Annotated in this window: 16 protein-coding genes; 9 read left to right on the forward strand and 7 right to left on the reverse strand. The window is 42.2% G+C overall.

What is annotated here, in order from left to right; genetic code table 11:
- Positions 1-82: 82 nt before the first annotated feature.
- Entirely contained in the window at positions 83-595 is a 513-nt protein-coding gene (fldA, locus tag ACWATR_RS23970; RefSeq protein ID WP_460337992.1) for a flavodoxin FldA, read from the reverse strand.
- An 18-nt stretch (positions 596-613) separates the two neighbouring features.
- On the opposite strand from fldA, the gene ACWATR_RS23975 reads away from it, so the two are divergent.
- The gene (locus tag ACWATR_RS23975; RefSeq protein WP_460337995.1) at positions 614-958 is read left to right on the forward strand and encodes a hypothetical protein; all 345 of its coding nucleotides are present in this window, start codon (positions 614-616) and stop codon (positions 956-958) included.
- A 477-nt stretch (positions 959-1,435) separates the two neighbouring features.
- On the forward strand, positions 1,436-1,738 hold the full coding sequence (locus ACWATR_RS23980; protein WP_460337998.1) for a hypothetical protein: 303 nt from the start codon (positions 1,436-1,438) through the stop codon (positions 1,736-1,738).
- A 72-nt stretch (positions 1,739-1,810) separates the two neighbouring features.
- Here ACWATR_RS23980 and ACWATR_RS23985 read toward each other — a convergent pair whose 3' ends face one another.
- The 3 genes from ACWATR_RS23985 to ACWATR_RS23995 form a co-directional block, all read right to left on the reverse strand.
- Positions 1,811-4,339: a sugar phosphate nucleotidyltransferase gene (locus tag ACWATR_RS23985; RefSeq protein WP_460338001.1), complete on the reverse strand. Its 2,529-nt coding sequence runs from the start codon at positions 4,337-4,339 to the stop codon at positions 1,811-1,813.
- 507 nt (positions 4,340-4,846) lie between these two features.
- Positions 4,847-6,721 carry a glycosyltransferase family 39 protein gene (locus tag ACWATR_RS23990; RefSeq protein ID WP_460338004.1) on the reverse strand — a complete coding sequence of 625 codons (1,875 nt, stop codon included), beginning with the start codon at positions 6,719-6,721 and terminating at the stop codon, positions 4,847-4,849.
- A 194-nt stretch (positions 6,722-6,915) separates the two neighbouring features.
- A complete protein-coding gene (locus tag ACWATR_RS23995; RefSeq protein WP_460338007.1) occupies positions 6,916-8,160 on the reverse strand; it encodes a glycosyltransferase in 1,245 nt (414 codons plus the stop codon).
- Between the two features lie 1,054 nt (positions 8,161-9,214).
- On the opposite strand from ACWATR_RS23995, the gene ACWATR_RS24000 reads away from it, so the two are divergent.
- The 4 genes from ACWATR_RS24000 (at position 9,215) to ACWATR_RS24015 (ending at position 12,235) form a co-directional block, all read left to right on the forward strand.
- Positions 9,215-10,138, forward strand: a complete 924-nt coding sequence (locus ACWATR_RS24000) for an energy-coupling factor ABC transporter permease (RefSeq protein ID WP_435026229.1) — start codon at positions 9,215-9,217, stop codon at positions 10,136-10,138.
- Positions 10,131-10,784, forward strand: a complete 654-nt coding sequence (locus ACWATR_RS24005; protein ID WP_460338010.1) for an energy-coupling factor transporter transmembrane component T family protein — start codon at positions 10,131-10,133, stop codon at positions 10,782-10,784. The genes ACWATR_RS24000 and ACWATR_RS24005 overlap by 8 nt, the downstream gene beginning before the upstream one ends.
- Before the next feature lie 51 nt (positions 10,785-10,835).
- Positions 10,836-11,600, forward strand: a complete 765-nt coding sequence (locus tag ACWATR_RS24010; protein WP_460338013.1) for an energy-coupling factor ABC transporter ATP-binding protein — start codon at positions 10,836-10,838, stop codon at positions 11,598-11,600.
- A gap of 155 nt (positions 11,601-11,755) precedes the next feature.
- Entirely contained in the window at positions 11,756-12,235 is a 480-nt protein-coding gene (locus ACWATR_RS24015) for a hypothetical protein (RefSeq protein WP_460340633.1), read from the forward strand.
- A gap of 230 nt (positions 12,236-12,465) precedes the next feature.
- Here the strand turns inward: ACWATR_RS24015 and ACWATR_RS24020 are convergent, their stop codons facing one another.
- The 3 genes from ACWATR_RS24020 to ACWATR_RS24030 all read right to left on the reverse strand — a co-directional run bounded on the left by ACWATR_RS24020 (position 12,466) and on the right by ACWATR_RS24030 (position 15,024).
- The gene (locus tag ACWATR_RS24020; RefSeq protein WP_460338016.1) at positions 12,466-13,815 is read right to left on the reverse strand and encodes a DUF2254 domain-containing protein; all 1,350 of its coding nucleotides are present in this window, start codon (positions 13,813-13,815) and stop codon (positions 12,466-12,468) included.
- Positions 13,812-14,819 carry a mechanosensitive ion channel family protein gene (locus tag ACWATR_RS24025; RefSeq protein WP_460338019.1) on the reverse strand — a complete coding sequence of 336 codons (1,008 nt, stop codon included), beginning with the start codon at positions 14,817-14,819 and terminating at the stop codon, positions 13,812-13,814. The genes ACWATR_RS24020 and ACWATR_RS24025 overlap by 4 nt, the downstream gene beginning before the upstream one ends.
- 61 nt (positions 14,820-14,880) lie before the next feature.
- Positions 14,881-15,024 (reverse strand): hypothetical protein, encoded by a 144-nt coding sequence (locus ACWATR_RS24030; RefSeq protein ID WP_176726905.1) that lies wholly within the window; start codon positions 15,022-15,024, stop codon positions 14,881-14,883.
- 379 nt (positions 15,025-15,403) lie between these two features.
- On the opposite strand from ACWATR_RS24030, the gene ACWATR_RS24035 reads away from it, so the two are divergent.
- From ACWATR_RS24035 to ACWATR_RS24045, 3 genes are all read left to right on the forward strand, one after another.
- Positions 15,404-17,278 carry an iron uptake porin gene (locus tag ACWATR_RS24035; protein ID WP_460338023.1) on the forward strand — a complete coding sequence of 625 codons (1,875 nt, stop codon included), beginning with the start codon at positions 15,404-15,406 and terminating at the stop codon, positions 17,276-17,278.
- 150 nt (positions 17,279-17,428) lie between these two features.
- Positions 17,429-18,619, forward strand: a complete 1,191-nt coding sequence (locus ACWATR_RS24040) for a hypothetical protein (protein ID WP_460338026.1) — start codon at positions 17,429-17,431, stop codon at positions 18,617-18,619.
- 825 nt (positions 18,620-19,444) lie between these two features.
- Positions 19,445-20,107 (forward strand): DUF1361 domain-containing protein, encoded by a 663-nt coding sequence (locus ACWATR_RS24045; protein ID WP_460338029.1) that lies wholly within the window; start codon positions 19,445-19,447, stop codon positions 20,105-20,107.
- The last annotated feature ends 228 nt before the right edge of the window (positions 20,108-20,335 follow it).

Consider the following 20,335-nt stretch of genomic DNA (forward strand, 5'->3'; position numbering starts at 1 on the left):
AACCGAGTAGTATTGCAATTTCACTAGTTGTCAGATCCCCGACTTCTATAAGAAGTCGGGGATCTCCCGCACCCAAGGCTTTCTACAAACCAAATTCTGTCTTCAACTGAGCAACCCAAGTTTTAATTCGCTCATCTGTTAAATCAGATTGACTACCTTCATCAAGTGCCAATCCGACAAACTTGCCATTTTTCAAAGCTCTAGAATTCTCAAAGTCATATCCCTCAGTTGGCCAATAGCCAACAGTTTTACCACCCCGCTGGGAAATCTTTTCTTCCAAAATTCCCATTGCATCCTGGAAATTATCGGCATAGCCATACTGATCTCCATCACCAAAATAGGCAACCAACTTACCACTAAAATCTATTTCATCCAGATCAGGCAAAAAGCTTTTCCAATCGCTCTGAAGTTGACCAATATCCCAAGTGGGAGAGCCAATAATCAGCAATTCATACTCATCAAAAGTGGTAGTATCCGCCTCGTAAATGGGATGTAATGTTACAAGATCACCACCAAACTCATCCCGAATTTTTTCAGCATCAGATTCAGTGTTGCCAGTTTGAGTACCGTAAAACAGACCAATTTTCTTCGACATATTTTCACCTGATATATTATGATGTGTGATTCTTCTTTGGAGATGCTGCGCGATGGTGCAAAGCACCCGCCAGATGCGATCGCAATAATTGACGCAAGGATACTTATTTGCCTAGTTCGTGCAACTCAGAAAAACAAACTGCTATTAGTTAGCAGCAGGAAAGCAAACAAAGCTCCTCCACAGCTACCTACTGTCCACCCAGCATTGAATTCACTCCAAGACTTAGCTGTTTTAAGGTTTTCCGGTAGCTTCCCTTGGGCAGGTTTGCGCCCTTGGAATGACACGTTGCCATACAGCCACAAACAAATCGATAAAATTAACAGCTGTTTGAACAGCCATCTTTGTCATGGCGTTACCTCCTGAGAAAGTTTTCAAATCGCTGAGATATACAATTAGCTTAATGAATATCTATCTCAATAAGCCTGAAAATATCCTATCAGACTTATTGAAAATTCTTTTCATTAATACAAATAAACTTTTGTAAAGTATTTCAGTAAACAAGCCGAAAACTAGACTAATAGCGAGATGAAACTTGATTTTGGTGGAGTTATATGGTGATATCCAATGACAAAACAAGTGCAGTAACTTTATCGAATTACCGTACTTTTATATTAATAACGCACTCTGCAAGAGCAGTTTTCAGGTATTTAATCAAGAAAATTGATTGATAAATAGTGCGATCGCTGCTAAAAATATCGATAACGCTTGTAGAGACGCGATTTATCGCGTCTTGAAAGACTAAGTGCCTTACGATATCCTCACAAAATGTTCCTGATGATTACTAGTTACAAAAATTACTTCGGTAAAGGAAGCTAGAGGAAGTAAGTTTTTTGTGCATTTATGAAATTAATCCAAATACTAAAAGTAGCTGTAATTCCTGTTTTGACTGTATTTAGCTTTGTGTCTGCATCAAACATAGCACTAGCCGACTACTTAAATAGTCAGGGTTCAGGAGGTGATTACCGTTATGAATTATGGTCTAGCGATGATAATAGCAGTTACTATTTGAAAGTTTGGCTATATGAAGCAAGTCCAAACAGTGACTCATATACCACAACTAGAAGTTTTACCTCTAGTAGGGAAGCTTTAATTTATTTTGATTGCAGTTACGCTGAGAGAAGTTTGCCAGAATGCCCTAATTAATAATTCGTAATTGCTAATTCGTAATTCGTAATTAAAAAATTCAATTACGAATTACGAATTACGAATTACGAATTACACTTCTGCGGGTTGATATTCTTGTTGTCTTTCCACAAACGACTGAACACGGGTGCGGTAGTTTCTCACAGTCTCATCTACCCATTCGCGATCGTTGCTATTTGCATACAAATGCACCAGTGGTTCGCTGGCATCTGGTAAAACTAACAGCCAACTGTCATCGTAGGGTTGACAAATTTTCACTCCATCGATTAATTCTAGGTTTTGGGCTGGGTGAGTTTCGACTAAGTAACGCATCAAAGCACCCTTGGCTGTCCACGGACAGCGGACTGTATAAGTTTTGTGAATTACGCGGGGCAATTCCGATCGCGCCGCCGCAAGCGATCGCTCCTGTATAGTCAACATCTCAATGATCTTGGCAATACAGAACATAGAATCAAATCCCGGATGCAGTTGCGGGAAAATAAAACCAGTCTCTCCACTACCTCCCAGTACCACATTCGGGTTTTTCTGACAAGCTTCCATTAAAGCTGTGGGGTTGGCTTTAGTGCGAATCACTCTACCATCATGGCGACGGGCGACTTGTTCAATAGCACTGGAAGCATGAACTGGTACAACTACTGTTCCTCTGGGGTTAGCCGTCAAAATCATGTCTACCATCAGTGCTGTTAAAGTTTCGCCACGAATTGGGTAGCCTGATTCATCAACTAAAATTAGCTGTTCCCCATTAGCGGATACTTGCACACCAAAGTTAGCTTTTAATGCCTCCACTACATGACCTAACTGAGTTAGCAGTCCTTCGCGATCAGTGATTGACATCGCACTTTTATTGACACTGGCATTCAATACCACGGCATCAGCACCAAATTTATCCAACATTTGGGGTAAAACTGCCCCCGATACTGCATAAACATAGTCAATCACCACTTTGGCGCGGCTGTTGCGGAGTGTATGAACATGCAACAATTTCTCAAAAGCAGTGCAGTAGCGCTCCATGACTTGGCTAGGATAAGATACATCGCCAATTTCATGAATTAGCGCCCGCCGCATATCCTCCTTAAAGTAAGCCCCTTCAATTTTCTTTTCCAGGGCTTTGGTGATATTAATACCCTTAGCATCCATGAATTCAATCAGAATGTAGTCAGGACGATCGGGGTGTACCCGCACATGGATACCACCAGCTACCGACATTGTGGGTATAACTGTGCGGGCGATGGGGATAGCTGTAGCATCGAGGTTTTGAATATCAATACCTACTGACATTAAACCAGCAATCAGCGATCGCGTCACCATCCGAGAGATATTACGCTGGTCACGAGAAACCGTTACCTTAGAACCAGGTTTTAAAGTAGAACCGTAAGCAGATCCCAATTTCACGGCGAATTCTGGGGTGATGTCGATATTAGCTAATCCTTGGACACCACGTTGACCGAATAAATTCCGTTGGGCGGTGTTCCCCCAAATCAAGTTAATGTTTAAAACTGCCCCTGACTCAATCTTTTTACTCGGCCAAACGCGCACGCCAGGGCTAATTTGGGCTTCTTCTCCCACCGTGGAAAGCGAACCTACAACAGCAGCTTCTAATACATGGGCGCGGCGGTCTACACGAGCGCCACGGGAAATTACACAGGCGGAAAGGTGTGCTTCATCACCAATGAATGCCCCATTCCACACTATGGGACGTTTGAGATTCGCATCAGCGCCAATAGTGACATTATCACCAATTACGGTTCCTGCTTCAATTTGTACTCTTGCTCCGATGCGGCAATTGTCACCAATCACTGCTGGGGTTTCAATTATAGCCGTCTGGTCAATGTAAGTATTTTGACCCACCCATAACTCATGAGAAACTTCTTTGTAGGCAAAATCGAGATTTACCTTCCGATCCAAGGCATCATACTGAGCCTCACGATAGGCGTCTAAGTGACCAACATCACACCAGTAACCTTGAGCAATGTAACCATACATTGGCTCATCTTTTGCTAGTAGTAAGGGAAATAAGTCTTTGGAAAAGTCACATTCAACGTTTGCTGGCAGATATTCCAAAACTTCTGGTTCGAGAATGTAAGTACCAGTGTTGACGGTATCAGAAAAAATTTCACTACTAGAGGGTTTTTCTAAAAATCGCCGAATCCGTGCTTCCTCATCGGTAATCACCACTCCAAATTCAATCGGGTTAGGAACCCTGGTTAAAATCAAAGTCGCTTTTGACTTATTTTGTTTGTGAAATGCGATCGCTGCGGTGAGGTCAAAATCTGTTATGCTATCGCCGCTAATGACTAAAAAGGTTTCATCAAGGAGTTCGGCTATGTTTTTTACACAGCCGGCTGTACCCAAAGGCTGATCTTCTTCAACGGCATAAGTCATCTGCACGCCAAATTCGCTGCCATCTTGAAAATAATCTCGCAAGACATCAGGTAAATAATGCAATGTCGCAATAACTTCTGTGATTTGATGTCGTTTGAGGAGATTGATAATATGTTCGGCAATTGGTCGATTTAGAATCGGCACCATCGGTTTGGGGAGATCGCAAGTTAACGGGCGAAGCCGCGTTCCCGAACCGCCTGCCATCAGTACTGCACGCATAAATCCTCCTTAACTAGTTACAGCCTTCGCTGCTTCAATAACCATTGAGATATATTTTGTTCTTCTTTCTCTAGTCTCCTATGGATATCGATATTTGAGGAACTTCCATAAGATGCATCTGGATTGGGGTATTAAGGATTAGTTATGAGGCAATATGGTTCGGTTAAAGGTGAAAGGGGAAAGGGGAAAGGTTTTAAATACATCCTTTACCCCTTAACCTTTTCCTAGAACATAAAGCAAGTGAAGAGTGCTTATCCGAACCGTATTGGGTTATGGGGTACTTCTACGAATGGCACTAATAAAAGCCCAAAAGCTTGTGGTGTCGTCTCGTTCCCAGCCTCCAGGCTGGGAATGCATTTAAAAGAGGCTCTGCCTCAATTCAAGCTACCGGAGGCGGAGCCTCCCAGAATGGATTCCCAGCCTCTAGGCTGGGAACCAGCCAGAACAAGGGCTGTATCTTTTCTTAGTGCCATTCAGTACTTGTACGTATCGCAGTTCCCTAGCCTATTAACTCTGCTGGCAATGATAAAGTTCATATTCATAGCCATCTACGTTTGGCAAAGACTTAGTATCAGATATCACGCATGTTTTGACGGCTTCTGCTACAGGGGCGTGAAAGTTTACCAGCCACAAGTCAAAAGGTCGTGGTAACTTCTTTAAAGTATTTTCTAGAGCAATGGTGGAAAGATTCGGATCTTGATCTTGATGGGCAAGGAGAAACAAAAAATTTTGGGGTGAATTGGCAAGTTTAATCTCTCTCGCTACACCCATCATTTCCCCAGTGTGGATGTAAGTTTTATGGGTGGTGGCAATCAGTACTGGTACTGGCGATACTTGTTGGATTAGTTGCACAAAAAGGTCAGGGCGATAATATTTTTGATAGCCAAGATTACAAAATACTGTAACTGCACTGACAAATCCCGTTAACCAAATTAACATCACGGCTTTTTTTCCGTTGATTCCCCATTTGCCTATGCTTTTTATGCCGTTTTTTTCGTGTTCTCTCCCCATCAATTCCTTGGGAGGATGCCAACAAACTGCGAGACTTGCCCCTAGTAAAACAACGATCGCGGGAAAGTAAACAAAGTTATATCTAGCACCTCTGGTCAGATCGATTCCCAAAAAGTAGGTAAAAATAAAGAATAAAGCGATCGCACTGATCACGACTCCACCAAGCACCTGAATCATAATCCGGCTTTCTGGTTGCTGTAGTTGAATCTTGATCCCCCGCAGCACGATTGGTACCGCCCAAATAAAGAAAATCAGCGTCACCAGTCCAGAAGGAATCACAACCAATAGCTGTGAAGATTCAACTGGTAACAGGCAAATCATTGCCATCCATGTTCCTAAAGCTTGAAAAATTGGGCTTAACCAATCTAGTCCAACGCGTGAACCTCGAATCCACTCGGTCAAATTATCACGGTTTCTATTCTCTAATAAGATTGGTATCCAAATTAAACCCGCCACCAAAGTACCTGTAGCAACGCCATAGATGCGCCGCCAGGGAGGAGAGAAGAGGAGAGAAAATTTGCTGCTACTCTGCAATTGAAGCCAAGCAAGAAAAATCAAAACTACAACTTCTGTGCAGAGGGTGAGGGTGAAGAAATAATGAGTAGCAATACCTAAAGCATTAACTCCTACCCAGAAAAGTGCTACCCATATCGGTAAAGGTGTGCGGTTTTGAATATGACGTGTGGCAATTACTAAGCAGGTGAGGGAAGCAGTTACCCATAAGATTGCCAAAGTGTAATGACGTGCTTCTTGTGCTACAAATATGCCGTAAGGAGATACTGCGATCATGGCAGCAGTCAAGTGTCCCACTAATGGCGAACGAAAGGCTACGCTACCTAATACGTAAAAACATGGAATTGAGGCAGCGCCGATGATAGCTGGTAGCAATCGCGCCGCAAACAGCGATACTAATCCTCCGTCGCTGGGAAATAATTTCATCCACAAGTGAGCCAACACAAAATACAGTGGTGGATGACTATCTTGTGTAGCTAAGTTATGAACCACATCACCAATACTAGCCGCTGGGTTTAGTTGTAGTGGTTGCAATAGGATATCAGGTGCGATCGCTTGATCTAGAGGTACTGCTAAAAAAGTATTCCCTAAGCTAAACACCAAGGTGGAAAACTCATCAGTCCAAGGAGGCTTTGCAGTCAAGTTGGCTAGGCGCAAGCTGATACCGATGATCAACCACATCAAGTTCAGTAAGGGATGAAGCCAGAAAGAAGGGAGGCGAGTCTGCCAATTATACCAATGCTTGTGTTGTGAGCCAGAGGTTGTGTCTGTCAAAGACAGAAAATGGCTGGCAGGTATAGGTAGCAACGAGATAATTTTTTTGTAAAAATAAAATGCACCTTGGAAAAAAACTCTCATTGCCCGATCTCACACGAATTGATTTGTAGGTTTGACACTTCAGATTTAAGTTCGTTCTAAACTATAGGACTCATATTTGATTTTTGAACAAAACTCAGTACACCTTTATTCCTTCTTCCCAATCCCCAGTCCCCAATCCCTTACCTCTACGAGTGATTCAGAAATCAAATCAGATTGCTATTCCCTGATTGTGATTATTTAACATCGGTGACACGCCAGCTAAGTTTCAAGTTAATCCAGAAATTCCAAATAGTAGCAATTGCGATCGCAATAAAGTTGGCAATATAACGGTTAGGAATAAGAAAATTGAATACCAGATTTAATATCAGTACATTCAATACAAGTCCACCAAGGCAAATGGCGTTGAATTTTAAAAACCGTTTTAGGCGTTGATGCCATTCTTGCTGTCTGGCGCTGACATCGGCAAATGTCCAAGCGTCATTCCATAAGAAATTATTTAAAATCGCAATTTCACCAGCAATTATTTTACTGCGCGTCAGTTGCCAAGCCAAGGTAGTCGGATCACTGAGCAAGTAAAGCACTCCCATATCGACAAATACACCGCTAAAGCCAACTAACCCAAAGCGGAGAAATCGACCAAAGGGAAAATTGACTTTTCTACTCAATCGTCCTACCCGTCCTGTGGAAAGCCGCAACCGCACTAAGTGGTGGATGTAATCTATATATTGCTTCCATGTAACCTTACTCTCACCCTCTTTGCGTTCGCAGAAGACATAGCCAACTTCGGCAACTTCGCCTACGTTTCCCCGGCCGATTACTTCTAGGAGAATTTTGTATCCGACTGGATTGAGTGTTGCATTGGCGATCGCACTCCGGCGCACCATAAAATAACCACTCATGGGGTCGGAAACTCTTCCCAGTACTCCCGGTAAGATTACCAAGCCTAACAACTGAGCGCCACGAGACAATAAACGCCTAACAACACTCCAGCTACTAACACCACCTCCTTCGACATGACGGCTGGCTACTGCCAAATCTGCTCCCTGCTCAACACTACGCAACAATTCCATCAGCACCTCTGGTGGATGCTGTAAATCTCCATCAATCACTCCCAACACACTCCCCGTACCTACTTGCCACCCACGAATCACCGCTGAGGACAGTCCCCGTTCCTGTTGGCGTCGCATCACCCGCAACTGAGGGTATTCTGTCGTCAAGGATTCCGCTATTTCCCAAGTTCGGTCTGGACTATCATCATCTACCACTATTAGTTCATAGTTTCCTGGAATAGATTCATCCAGTAACTGGCTCAATATCCTGACTACATTCTTGATGTTGTCACGCTCTTTATAGGTAGGAATTACTAAAGAAAGATGAATAGATTCACCACTTGTACCTACACGGCTAGGAGGCAACTCTGAAATCTTTAATGGGCCAGTTGGTACTGTTAAAAGTGAGTTGGATGAGTTTGTCTTCATATTCCAAATTGCAGAACGAGGATATTTAAAGTCCGTAGAAAATAGAGCCAAACATCTGCTGACTTTATTTACTGAATCTAGTTACTCAAAACTTGAGAAATACTTTTGCTACAGTTAGCTGTTCTGAAAGTTTAGTAATTACCGTACTTCGATTCACAGTATTTTTTCAAAATTCATCTAAATTTTACATTTAGCCACTTACTATGATATATATGTATTACTATATAGATTTTTACAAAAGTATACTGTACCATCAAGTCAACTAAGTCAGCAAATATACAGTTGAACAAGCGTGTTTTGATGATTTTTAGTACTACTAGTACAACACGGCGAAAATAAACCAATAATTCCAAATCAACGAAACCCTTATGCTGTATTCATTTTTAATTTTTAATTTTTAATTCAGCCTTGCGGTACTAGGGGTAATCTTGAAGGAGTATGAAGTATCCTAAGATTTGGTAATATACTTGTACATCATTATTAATAATTTTATCAATAAAGAATTTCGTTAGGAGATATTTTTTTTGATCACAGTTATCAAAAGATAGAAAGAAAGCGCCAATGCCGATTATATAAGCTTGTTGTAAGCGTAAAAATCTACTTGTTGATGGAATCAGTATTGAGTTAACCAAATATCACAATACAGACAAAAATCAAATCGCAAAGTGAGAGTCATGAGTGCAAGATAAACCACGCCTACTATTTACGTGGTTGGAATTAGTCCGATGAAAGACAAAGTTTTACCGCCCACCATAAAAGCAAGTTCAGGTCATCGCAAGAGATGGGGTGTGCACCAAAATCCTGTTTAACCAATGAACAGTCAAGGTTTAGTGATATAAAAAATAAACTTAATAAAACTTAACTGCTTAATAAATAAGTATACTATTGAGTAGATATCGGATTGTAAATATGTCAAAAGTAACACTATAAAATCCCCCAATAGGGCATTGCAAAAAAGAGAAAAATTTTGTTTGTTATTAAATTGAAGGCGTCGATGGCGTAGTTTTATTGCTTGTTTTGAGTACGTGAACATCTTAAGAATACAGGGTAGATCATGCATATTCCTGATGGATTTGTTTCTGTTCCAGTGGCAGGGGCTACTAGTTTAGCGAGTGTGGCAGCACTGTTTATTGCCTTTGGGCGATCGCAAGAAGCTTTTGGTATTCGTCGTGCGCCCATATTGGGACTAACCACCGCCTTCATTTTTGCCGCCCAGATGATCAATTTTCCGGTAGCAGGAGGTACTAGTGGTCACTTGTTGGGGGGAACCTTAGCTGCGATCGTTTTGGGCAGTCCTTGGGCAGGAACGTTGTGTATCGCCACAGTTTTAATTATTCAAGCTGTGTTATTTGCTGATGGTGGTATTACTGCCTTGGGAGCAAATATTTTGAATATGGGAGTGATTGGTGTTTGGGTAGGCTGGGTTTTAACCGAAACCTTACAACGGTTGTTTGGCGGATCTAAAGGGCGCTTACCGTTGGCTGCTGGTATAGCAGCGGGTGTAAGTGTAGTGGTAGCTGCTATAGCTTGTGCTATTGAGTTAGCCCTCTCAGGGACTGCACCCGTAGCCATAATTTTACCAGCCATGACTGGTGTGCATATTTTGATCGGTATTGGCGAAGGGCTGATTACCGGGGGTGTGCTGACTTATCTGGCCACCGCTCGACCAGATTTATTACCAGGGGAACAGCAGGAGTTTCGTGGCTGGTCAGTGCCTATTGTCACCATTTTCTTAATTGCGGGAGTACTCTCACTATTTGCCTCAGCATGGCCTGATGGTTTGGAGAAAGTTGCCGAAAATACGGGCTTTATTGACTTAGCCGAGAAAGTGCGGATAATTGTGCCGACCCCCTTAGCTGACTATGGGATTGAGGGTCTAGGGGCAATTGGCACTAGTATCGCCGGACTGGTGGGAGCTGCGGTTTGCTTTGCTGTTGCCTTTGCAATTGCCAAGGTAGTGAAACCGAAGAATGCTTAAACTTTCCTTACCGCTACGCTTGCAACTGTCTCTAGTGATTGTGGTGGGGGCCGCTTTATTAAAGCATTCTGCCTGGTATGGACTAAGTGTATATGGCGCGATCGCAATTTTATGGGCTTGCTTCTTGCGCGTACCAATTCGCCAATTGGGAGGATTACTCGGCACAGAATTGATTTTTTTGTCATTGCTGGCATTGCCCCAAGGATGGGAACGAGCCACTTTTTTGCTGGTTCGTTCGCTGGTTTGTCTGGTTACCATGAATAGTTTTTTGCTAACCTTACCGCCCCACAGTTTTGGCATTGCCCTCAAAACCTTACCAGTACCAGCACCTTTAAAGGAAAACTTGTTGTTAGCTGGGCAATACATGGAAATTTTGCTCTCAGAAGTAATCCGAATGCGGCGCAGCGCCCAATTACGTGGTTTGACTGGAACAACAGGATGGCTGCGCTATGCCAGTGCTGCTATGATTGGAGCCTTGTATCTTCGTAGTCTAGATAGAGCAGAGCGAGTCTACGCGGCAATGGTAGCTCGTGGTTACAACGGACAATTGCCCATAGATTCTACCCTCAGACCAAAAGAACGTTTTGCCCTATTAGTAGCTTGGGCGATCGCTGCTGTTGTTACCCTAAGTTCTTACAAAATTTAACCCACTCCCCACTCCCAACCTCTTTACGCAGTAATATTGAGTTTGTAAATTTTGAAATCATTAACTTCTAATCCCCAAACATCAACCAGTAACCCCCACACAGCCGTAGTCGAGGTTGAGAACCTGGTGTATGCATATTCTCGCCAGGAGCCGGTATTACAAGAAATATCTTTTACCTTGAATAAAGGCGATCGCGTGGCGTTGATGGGAGCAACAGGTTCCGGAAAAAGTACCTTGCTAGAGAACCTGATCGGCTTAAAACAACCGCAATCTGGGAAAATTATAATTAATGGCATCCCTGTAGAACCGCAAACTTTATCCCAAGTGCGTCGTCAAATCGGCTTTAGCTTCCAAGATGCCAACGACCAATTATTTATGCCGACCATCTTAGAAGATGTTACCTTTGGGCCACGTAACTATGGTGTGTCACCAGCAGAGGCAAGCGATCGCGCCCGACAATTATTAGCTGATTTTGGTCTAGAAGCCTACGCCAATCGTTCCGCCCACGAACTCTCTGGTGGACAAAGACGCCTAGCCGCTCTAGCCTCAATTTTAGCCCTAGAACCGACAATTCTAATTTTGGATGAGCCAACCAGCGGTCTTGATCCAGCGTGGCGGCGTCATTTGGCCCAAGTGTTGTTAAAGTTACCCGTGCAGGTGATATTAATTGCCTCCCATGACCTACATTGGTTAGGCAGAGTTACTCAACGCGCTTTAGTGCTGGCTGGTGGTCGCATTCAAATAGACAGTGATATTCAGCCACTTTTGCAAGATGGTACTACTTTAGACCAGTTGGGTTTGCCGATAGATTGGTGATTTGGGTATGGGGCATGGGGACAAGGAGAGGCAGGGGAAGCAGAGGAAGAAAAATTATTAATTAATGCTCAATGCCCAATGCCCAATGCCCAAATACCTTATTTATTAGTAATATTGGATACTATATTCTCGGTCTTATTGCTGTTGGGGTGTTAATGTCTGTTTTACATAAATATAGTGTTCTTGCTCCTGTTAGTCTGAGCATCGCTTTGTTAATTACTAGTTGCAGTGAAGATAAAGTCTCTCAATGCCAGCGACTAATTCGAGTTGTAAATGCCGGCACTTCTCTGATTGATCAAAATAAAGGAACGCAAGTCATAACTAGCATACAGCTATCTAAAGATTTAGAATTTGTGACTAAATCTATTGGGGAACTGAATTTAACAGACCCCAAGCTGAAAGAATTTCAAAGTGGTTTTGTCAAAATTTTTCAAAATCTCAGTCAAGCGATCGCTAAAGCTGGTAAGGCCCTGGGTGCAACCAAGACAGCACAAGCCTCGGCATCTGGTAGAGAAAAAATTCAAAAGGCTAGAGCCGAAATTGATTCAACACTGACAACAGCAGCTACAACTGTTGGTAAGCAGTCAGATACGTTAGTCAATCAGATGAATAAGTATTGTAGCGAGCCAGAATAATCTAACTTGGGGTATATGAGGAGCATTGCTCTACTTGGGCTTTCTTCCAAAAGTGGATGCTCCCCTACGATAAATCTATATGTATCAGGATTTTCGGGAATTGGGATCACAAGGGCAATTTCTAGCAGTGCTATTTTTGGTTGATAATTTAGAAGCAGATATTTACGATCGCTGCTGATAATTGTGTAAGCAAACCTATTGTGACATCCAAACTAATTATTTTTTTTTGATTAATCCCAATTTTTAATAGCACCTTTGCAATCTAAAGTTTTAATGACGACAGAATAACGCTCTTGTGCGTCTTTGCGGTCTTGCTCTTGTGATAGCTCCTCATGACTATCCTGCAAAATCTTCTCAGCATGATATCGTAGGATTTGACCGTATTTACTATTGTTTGTGTAGCTGGCAATAGTAGCTATAGCTTCTAACAACCTAATAGTTACTCCTGCATCCGACTTTCCATACTGCCGAATTTGGTTAAAAGCACGGTCAACCAATCCTTGAAAATCTACTCCTTCGGCAATTATGCGTAATATTTTATTGTTATCGTAGCGGTAGGGTGAAGGTAAATTTCTTTGAACTAAGTGACACAATCCAGCGCTAATTCGGTCAATACAGCGAATAGCAGTAAATGGATCATTTATTCCAGGAGAAATGGCACGCAGAGCAATTTCTACTAGTTGATCAATTGGAAACTCTACATCTTGTTGCTCTGTACGTTCTTTACCTAAAATAAAGGCATCATTGATTTGTTTGGTAAGTTTTTTATTTACTTTTTCACCAGGGAAAATTAAGACTAAATCGCCACCTTGAACCAAAAATTTTCCCGGTCGAGTCTGAAGACGTACTAGCAAATTATGTTTACAAGCAATGTCTATCAATTCTTCATGATCGATCGCTTGTAAATAACCAGTGCCATTAACTCGAATTGGTAAAGCTTCTTCCTCAAAAGACATTGGAATTTCTTCAACTCCAAGGCTATCTTCTGATTCACCACACCCAATTTTTTCTGGAAATAGCCGCTCAATTGCTGAATGTAAATCTTCACTAACATTTTGGATTACATAAGATGCCTGAATTATTGTTGAAGCATGATGAATAAAATAAATCAATACACCAATACTAATAATTGCCAGTAAAGTGCCGATTGTAACCGAAAGTTGTGGCACAAACTCTTCATATCCATCTCCTTCTCCATGAATTGTCCGCAGTACGAGTAAGCAGTAGATGAACGTCGCAATGAATGTACCAAGTACAACCTGATTACCTGTATCCTGCATAAAATTACGCAGTAGGCGGGGGCCAAAGTTAGAAGCAGCAAGCTGAAGCGCCACGATTGTAATTGAAAAAGCTGTAGCAGCAACGCTGATCATCGAACCTGCAACAGTTCCGAGTAGCGATCGCGCCCCATCTGCTCCACCAGTATATATCCACCAATAATCAATTTCTACCTTGTCTGTGCGGTCAAGACTTAGCATGATGAAAGCTAGAGCAAGAGATGCTACCGCCATGACAGATGGTATAAACCAGTAACTTGAGTGGATCTGATCCCAAAGTTTGCTTAACTTGACGTTTCTCATTTTTCGTTAATTTTAGAATCTACCTTATTGTTGCCATCTTGCGAGAAACGCTCTTGAGCAAGTAACCTGAGTGAATCGCTAATTCGGCGGGGTTTTGGTACTTCACCTTTACCAGATGGCCAACCTTCACGCTGACGGGAGCGGTTTCCATCTGTCTCTTCGGTTTGGTCATGAAATAGAATTTGTTGAGTTGGAAAGGGCAAATCAATGCCATTGGCGACTAATTTTTTCTTGATTGCAGACAGTACTTTGTCCCGTGATTGGAGAGAGTCTATCCTTCGCGGTGGATTAATCCACCAACGCACACGGATGTTGACAGTGCTTTCGGCAAGTTCCATTACCAGCACATCAGGAGCCGGTTCTCTTAAAACCTCGTCTACGCTATACATTGCTTCTAACATCAACTGCTTGGCTAGATCAGTGTCATCGTTGTAGCCAATGCCGACATCGTACTCTAATCGGCGATTGTCAAAGGCAGTATTCACTGTGACAGAATTGATAAATAATTCCGAGTTAGGAATCACAATTCGCCGACCGTCATAAGTTCTGATTGTTGTTGCGCGTGTCTCGATATTTTCAACAGTTCCCTCAAAGCCTTTAAAAACAATTTGGTCATCAATTTGAAAAGGTTCAGTCAGCAGAATTAAAATCCCAGCTAAGAAGTTTTGTAGAATATCGCGGAAAGCAAAACCAATTGCAACACCGCTAATTCCCAAAAGTTGCACTAAATCACCGGCTCTAAATGTAGGAATTACAATGGAAAGGGCGATAAACAAGCCAATCAAAATTGTTAGCCCTTGCGCTAATCTTCCTAGTACTAGTCCCAAATTTCGCGCGGAGCGCCGATTGCGAGTTAAACGCTTAACCAGTGCCTTAATTCTGCTAGCAATAAATAAAAATAAAATGAAGACAATTAACCCTAAGACAATGTTCGGTACTAAAGCTATGAACCCATTAATCATGCTTTGAACCTTGTCCCAAGCTGTGGATATTTCTGCATTCATATAGTTTATTCACCAATTAATCTTTGCTAACGTTAAAGCGGATTCCTATAGCACGTTGACATCAACTAGAGGTGTCACCCACCACATCAATCGGTTCTTCTGCATTTCCTTCTAATCGAGCCAGATTTGTGCCGTGATGAGATTTGGCAATATCGATAACAGCTTTTCCGTTTCCCCGTGGCACTTGAATAATGAGTTGACGCATTCTACCTACCCTCCTGCGTTAACCATCTTGCTTTTTCAGCCGATAACTCTACTACCCAAAGAAATATTTATCAAACAGAATTCAGGAGTCAGGAGTCAGAATTCTTCTTCAATTTCTGAAAAATGTAAATGTATAACTTACAATCTCAGTCCCCACCCTTCCCACACCCCCCACACTCTTCACCCTATGAGTGAGAAATTCGGGCTTAATCCCTCTTTCATACTTGGCTGTGAAATTTTTTCATCGGGACTGCCTTATGAAACCTGAAACTCCTCGCTAATTTTTGGTAATTTTTATCACTCCTTTTTTTGTAAATCTTCCTGATATACACCAAGTTTCTCCGTCAAAAGAAATAGTGGTGCAAGTCAAATGAAATACCATGAGTGATATTAGTCTACTGATGGCGAGTGTGCTAGTAACAGCGCCAATCTCTGCCCTCAATTTACCAGAACAGCCTGTAATTACTTCAGACAATCCAGTGCAGGAGTCAACAGAGGAAAATTTACCTCAAGTTGTCTCACCTGCTGAAATTACACCGCCTGAATTTGTGCAGCCAGATATAACCACTTCATCAGCTATAAATAATAAGTACGAAAATATACTTAAAAAAAGCAGAGAGAAAATTCAATTTATCAGTTCTTCTAACTTACCTGAATTAAAAAATACTCAACCTGTAACAGAAATTGCACAGAACCAGAAGAACATAGAAGAATTCTCTCTATCTCCCCATCCCCCAGACTCAGACAACCCAATGTCTCAAGTCACCTCAGTGTCGCAACTTGAAGATGTGCAACCATCTGATTGGGCTTTTGATGCTTTGCAGTCTTTGGTAGAACGCTATGGCTGCATTGCGGGATATACTGATGGTACTTATCTGGGGAATCGTACCATTAGCCGTTATGAATTTGCGGCTGGTTTAAATGCTTGTTTGGAAAAGATTAACGAAGCTATCGCTAACAATCAAGTTAATACTACTGTTAATAATGAAGATTTAATCTTGCTGCAAAGGTTGCAAGACGAATTTAAAGCAGAGTTACAACAATTACAGCAGCGTATCGAAACTGTAGAAAACCGGACTAGTGAATTACAAAGTAATCAATTTTCCACAACTACCAGATTATTTGGTCAAGCCATTTTTAGTGTTCAGGGAACCAATAGCCCCGATGTAGATTTGTTTCCGAGAGATGGAGTCCCTGAACGCCAGGGAAAAACCAATCTAACTTTCACAAGTAGCGCCCAACTAACCTTAGCAACGTCGTTTACAGGGCGAGATTTGCTGTTAACAGGTCTATCTGCGGGGAATTTAGGTTCTACTGCATCTTTGCTATCCACCAATATGGGACGCTTAGGTTTCGAGTCAAATACAGACAACAATCTAGTTGTTAGTGACTTATCTTATCGATTTCTGGCCTCGGATAACTTGGGAATCGTCGTAGGTACGGCGGGAGTCAACCCCATCAACACCTTTCGCGGTATTAGCCCTTTAGAAGGTTCTAGCGACGGTGCAATTTCTCTATTTGGTCAGCGGAACCCGATTTTAAGTATTGGTAACGGCACTGGTGGTATCGGCTTTGATTGGCAAATTAGCGATCGCATCAGTTTACAAGGCGTTTATAGTTCAGAAATCCCCAGTTTTCCTGGCAACATCAACCAAGGTGGACTATTTGGCGGCAGATTTACTGCTGGCGCTCAGTTAAGTTTAGCACCTACTAATAACATCGATGTCGGCGTACATTATCTTTATTCCCACTCCCCAGATGGCTTACTAGGAAGTGGTATCGGCGATTCTCAACTAATTTCGCCTTTTGCAGATCCTACAGCTTTCGATACCCACGCAATTGGTGCTACCGTTGCTTGGCGAATTAACCCTAACTTGCAGTTGGGCGGTTGGGGTGGCTTTACTTCCTCCAAACCAGTTAACCTTTCTGGAAGTGTGGAAACTACCAACTGGATGGTGTTCGCGGCTTTTCCCAACTTGCTGCGTTCTGGGAATTTAGGGGGAGTTCTCGTCGGACAACCGCCCAAAATTACTTCTAGTACTTTACCCGAAGGCTTAAATTTTCCCAACTTTTCTGATGGGGGGACAGCAGGCGGACGTAGTGACACATCAGTTCACGTAGAAGTTTTTTACCGCGCCCAACTGAGCGACAATATCGCCCTGACTCCTGGCTTATTCGTCATTTTCAATCCCGATCACAATTCTGCTAACGATGCATTAGTCGTTGGGACATTAAGAGCTACTTTCCGGTTTTAATTTTGTACTGATGTAAATGTAATCAAATACGCTGTTTAGATACTGGTTGATTCAGTATTATATGCTTTCATTATCCAGTGATAGCAAGGAAAAATCGTGCTTAAACCTATGCGTATTTTTTTCATAGGTGATTAAAGGAGCAAATTTTTCATGAAATTAGATTCATTCACTAAATTGGGTTGTGCAGTTGTTAGCAGCAGCAGTTTAGCCGCAGTTTTCATCGGTCTAGGTGGAACAAGTGCTTTTGCTCAAATTACAATCCAAAGCACTGGGACATTATCAGGCACTATTCAACTTCCGAGCATTAATCCCAATTTCAATCAAAGCACTACTCGTATTGATACAGACAACACAGGAACTTACTCGCGGAACTTAGGAACTAATAATAATCCTAATTACGTTCCTGTATACAAGTCAGATTATGTACAAGTAAGAACACGTAATGATGGAAGTCTGCATTATTTTGTTGACTTTAAAGGCATTCCGATTGTCTCATTCAACGGCGTTCTGACTTCGCCGATTCTCTCTGAGGGTGAATTGACACCCTATAAATACCAGGGAAGATTGGCAGGAACTACATTTCAAGGAGTAGTTCAGGATGAATTTAATCTCACAAAAGCCTTATACACTGGAATTGTCACCGATCCCAAGACTGGAAATCAGTATCAGGGCACTTTTGAAGTGAGTGGATATGGAGTGCGATATAGCGATCGCAATGGTAGTGCAACCCCCACAGTCTTTGATTTCAAGTCCGATCTCCCAGGTTCCCCAAAGGTGACATCTTTGGAAATGACTAACTCACCCCTAGCGAGAATAATAATCAAAGTACCTGCAACTGCAACTCTCATAACTCCCGCGCCCGTAGTTGACGGTGGTAGCACACCCACTCCCCCGCCCGTAGTTAGTGGTGGTAACACACCCACTCCCCTGCCAGTAATTAGCGGTGGTAGTATACCCATTCCCCCACTAGTAATTGATGGTGGTAGCACACCCACTCCTACGCCTGTAGTTAATAGTGATAGTGCGATCGCTCCTGCGCCTGTGGTTAGTGGTGGTAGTGCGATCGCACCTACACCTGTGGTTAGTGGTGGTAACACATTCACTGTTACACCAATAGTTGATGGTGGCGCTTCCTCGACACCTACAACCTACACATCTGGATCTAATTCTCCATCACTCTCTACTACACCTAATATAGAATTCAGTAGTGGTAATTCCCTGGAAGTCAACCCTGCAACCCTAGCTCAAGCTGCTTGTTCACAGGATTCTGCCAAGAGTTGTGCAATATCCACTTCACCCAAACAAGCGATCGGCCCCCGTAGTCGAGTGCTACTGCGTTAGTTAAACGCGATGTGCAAGTTAATATTCTGACCTCTCTCCAAACCTCTCTCCTAAAAGGAGAGAGGCTTTGATTTTTGCTCCCCAACGCTAGTAGGGAAGGGGTTGGGGGTTAGGTTTGAGATAAAGTCGCACATGGCGTTAGTTAAGGACTTTCACATAAAAATATCCAACCGGGTGGGTCGAAAAGCCATTGGTGTCAACTTAACGCAAAACCGCACGTCCGCCAGGGATTGTAAATCCCTGTCTCATAGCTAAAGTCCTCTGAAGAGGACTTTATAGCGCAAAAATTTTCAGTCTACTTCAGTAGACTTGAGCAATTAGTCAGGGATTTACAATCCCTGGCGGGTGAACAACACCCAATCAGTACGCTATTTTTGGCTTAAGTTGACACCAGTGGCGTCTCGCCCGCCCCTAAGCAAAAGCTGACTTAGACAAAAACTTTGGGTACTTCTGGAACTCTAGCAAGGCAAAATGAAATCAATATAATAGCCAGGACAGGAGCAACATTGCAATTAAAAGAGTCCACCAGAAGGTATTCGCGGCGTTTTTGCTGCTCAGACTTCCTTTCGGTGGTAGATTTTACCCTGATGATTTTCTGGCTATACTAGTGACTTAAGCCGATTGATTGACAAATTTTATCTCCCAGCATGAAACATACAAAAACTCTAAACTTTGGACATAATTCAGTGTGTATTTACTTTTAACTGACACAACAATATTGTCTGATGTTGGAGAAAATTAATTTTCTTGGGGGACTGAAAAAAATTTATTAATCAATCACAAGAGTGAATATACATCAATCAAATATCTTCCGAGTAAGCACCTATGAAAGAAGAATTGATAGCCAGAGTTGTGCAGGTCTTGCAAATTAATATGAGATGGATGACTTGGAATTTATTTCTGGCTTTTATACCTTTGGCTTTGAGTGTGTGGCTATTTCGCATGAGACGCGGTGGCACTTGGCTTTGGTGGCTAGGATTCTTAGTTTTCTATGCTTTCTTACCAAATGCACCATATTTGTTGACCGATGTAATTCATTTGATAGATGATATCCGCACGATTCAATCGGTTTGGATGATTACTTTAGTCCTCATTCCTGTATATTTGCTAGTAATTCTCGGTGGATTTGAAGCTTATGTAATATCGTTAATTAATTGGGGTCACTACTTACATCGCATCGGTAAAAGCCAGTGGATTTGGCGCGTTGAGTTGATTACTCATTTTCTCTGTGCGATTGGCGTCTATTGGGGAAGATTTTTGCGTTTCAACAGTTGGGATTTGATTACTCAACCCGATGCCATACTAACCAAAGGTGTTGAAGAACTTCTTGGTAAACAGCCATTAGTGATTATTGCGATCAGTTTTGTGATATTGGTCGGGCTGTACTGGATTATGAAACGAGTGACTTTGGGTTTAGTCAGGCAACCAAAAAATGCATATCCTATTAAGACACAATCAGCCGATACTAACACCCCAAATGCTGGATGAGTGAAGGTTTTTCGTAAGAATTCAGGAGTCAGAATAATTAAATAATTAGGAGAAAATTTGATACATAAATGTACTAACCATGCTGCATTCCTTTGAAATTCTGACTTCTGGGTGCTGAATTCTTACGGTTTTTCATCAAAATCTCACATTTTATTATCTGTTGATGATTGATGAACTCAAAAATTTAGCAGAAAATTACCAACTTCATATATCAGAAAGACGCGATGA

This window comes from Nostoc sp. UIC 10890 (assembly GCF_054786515.1).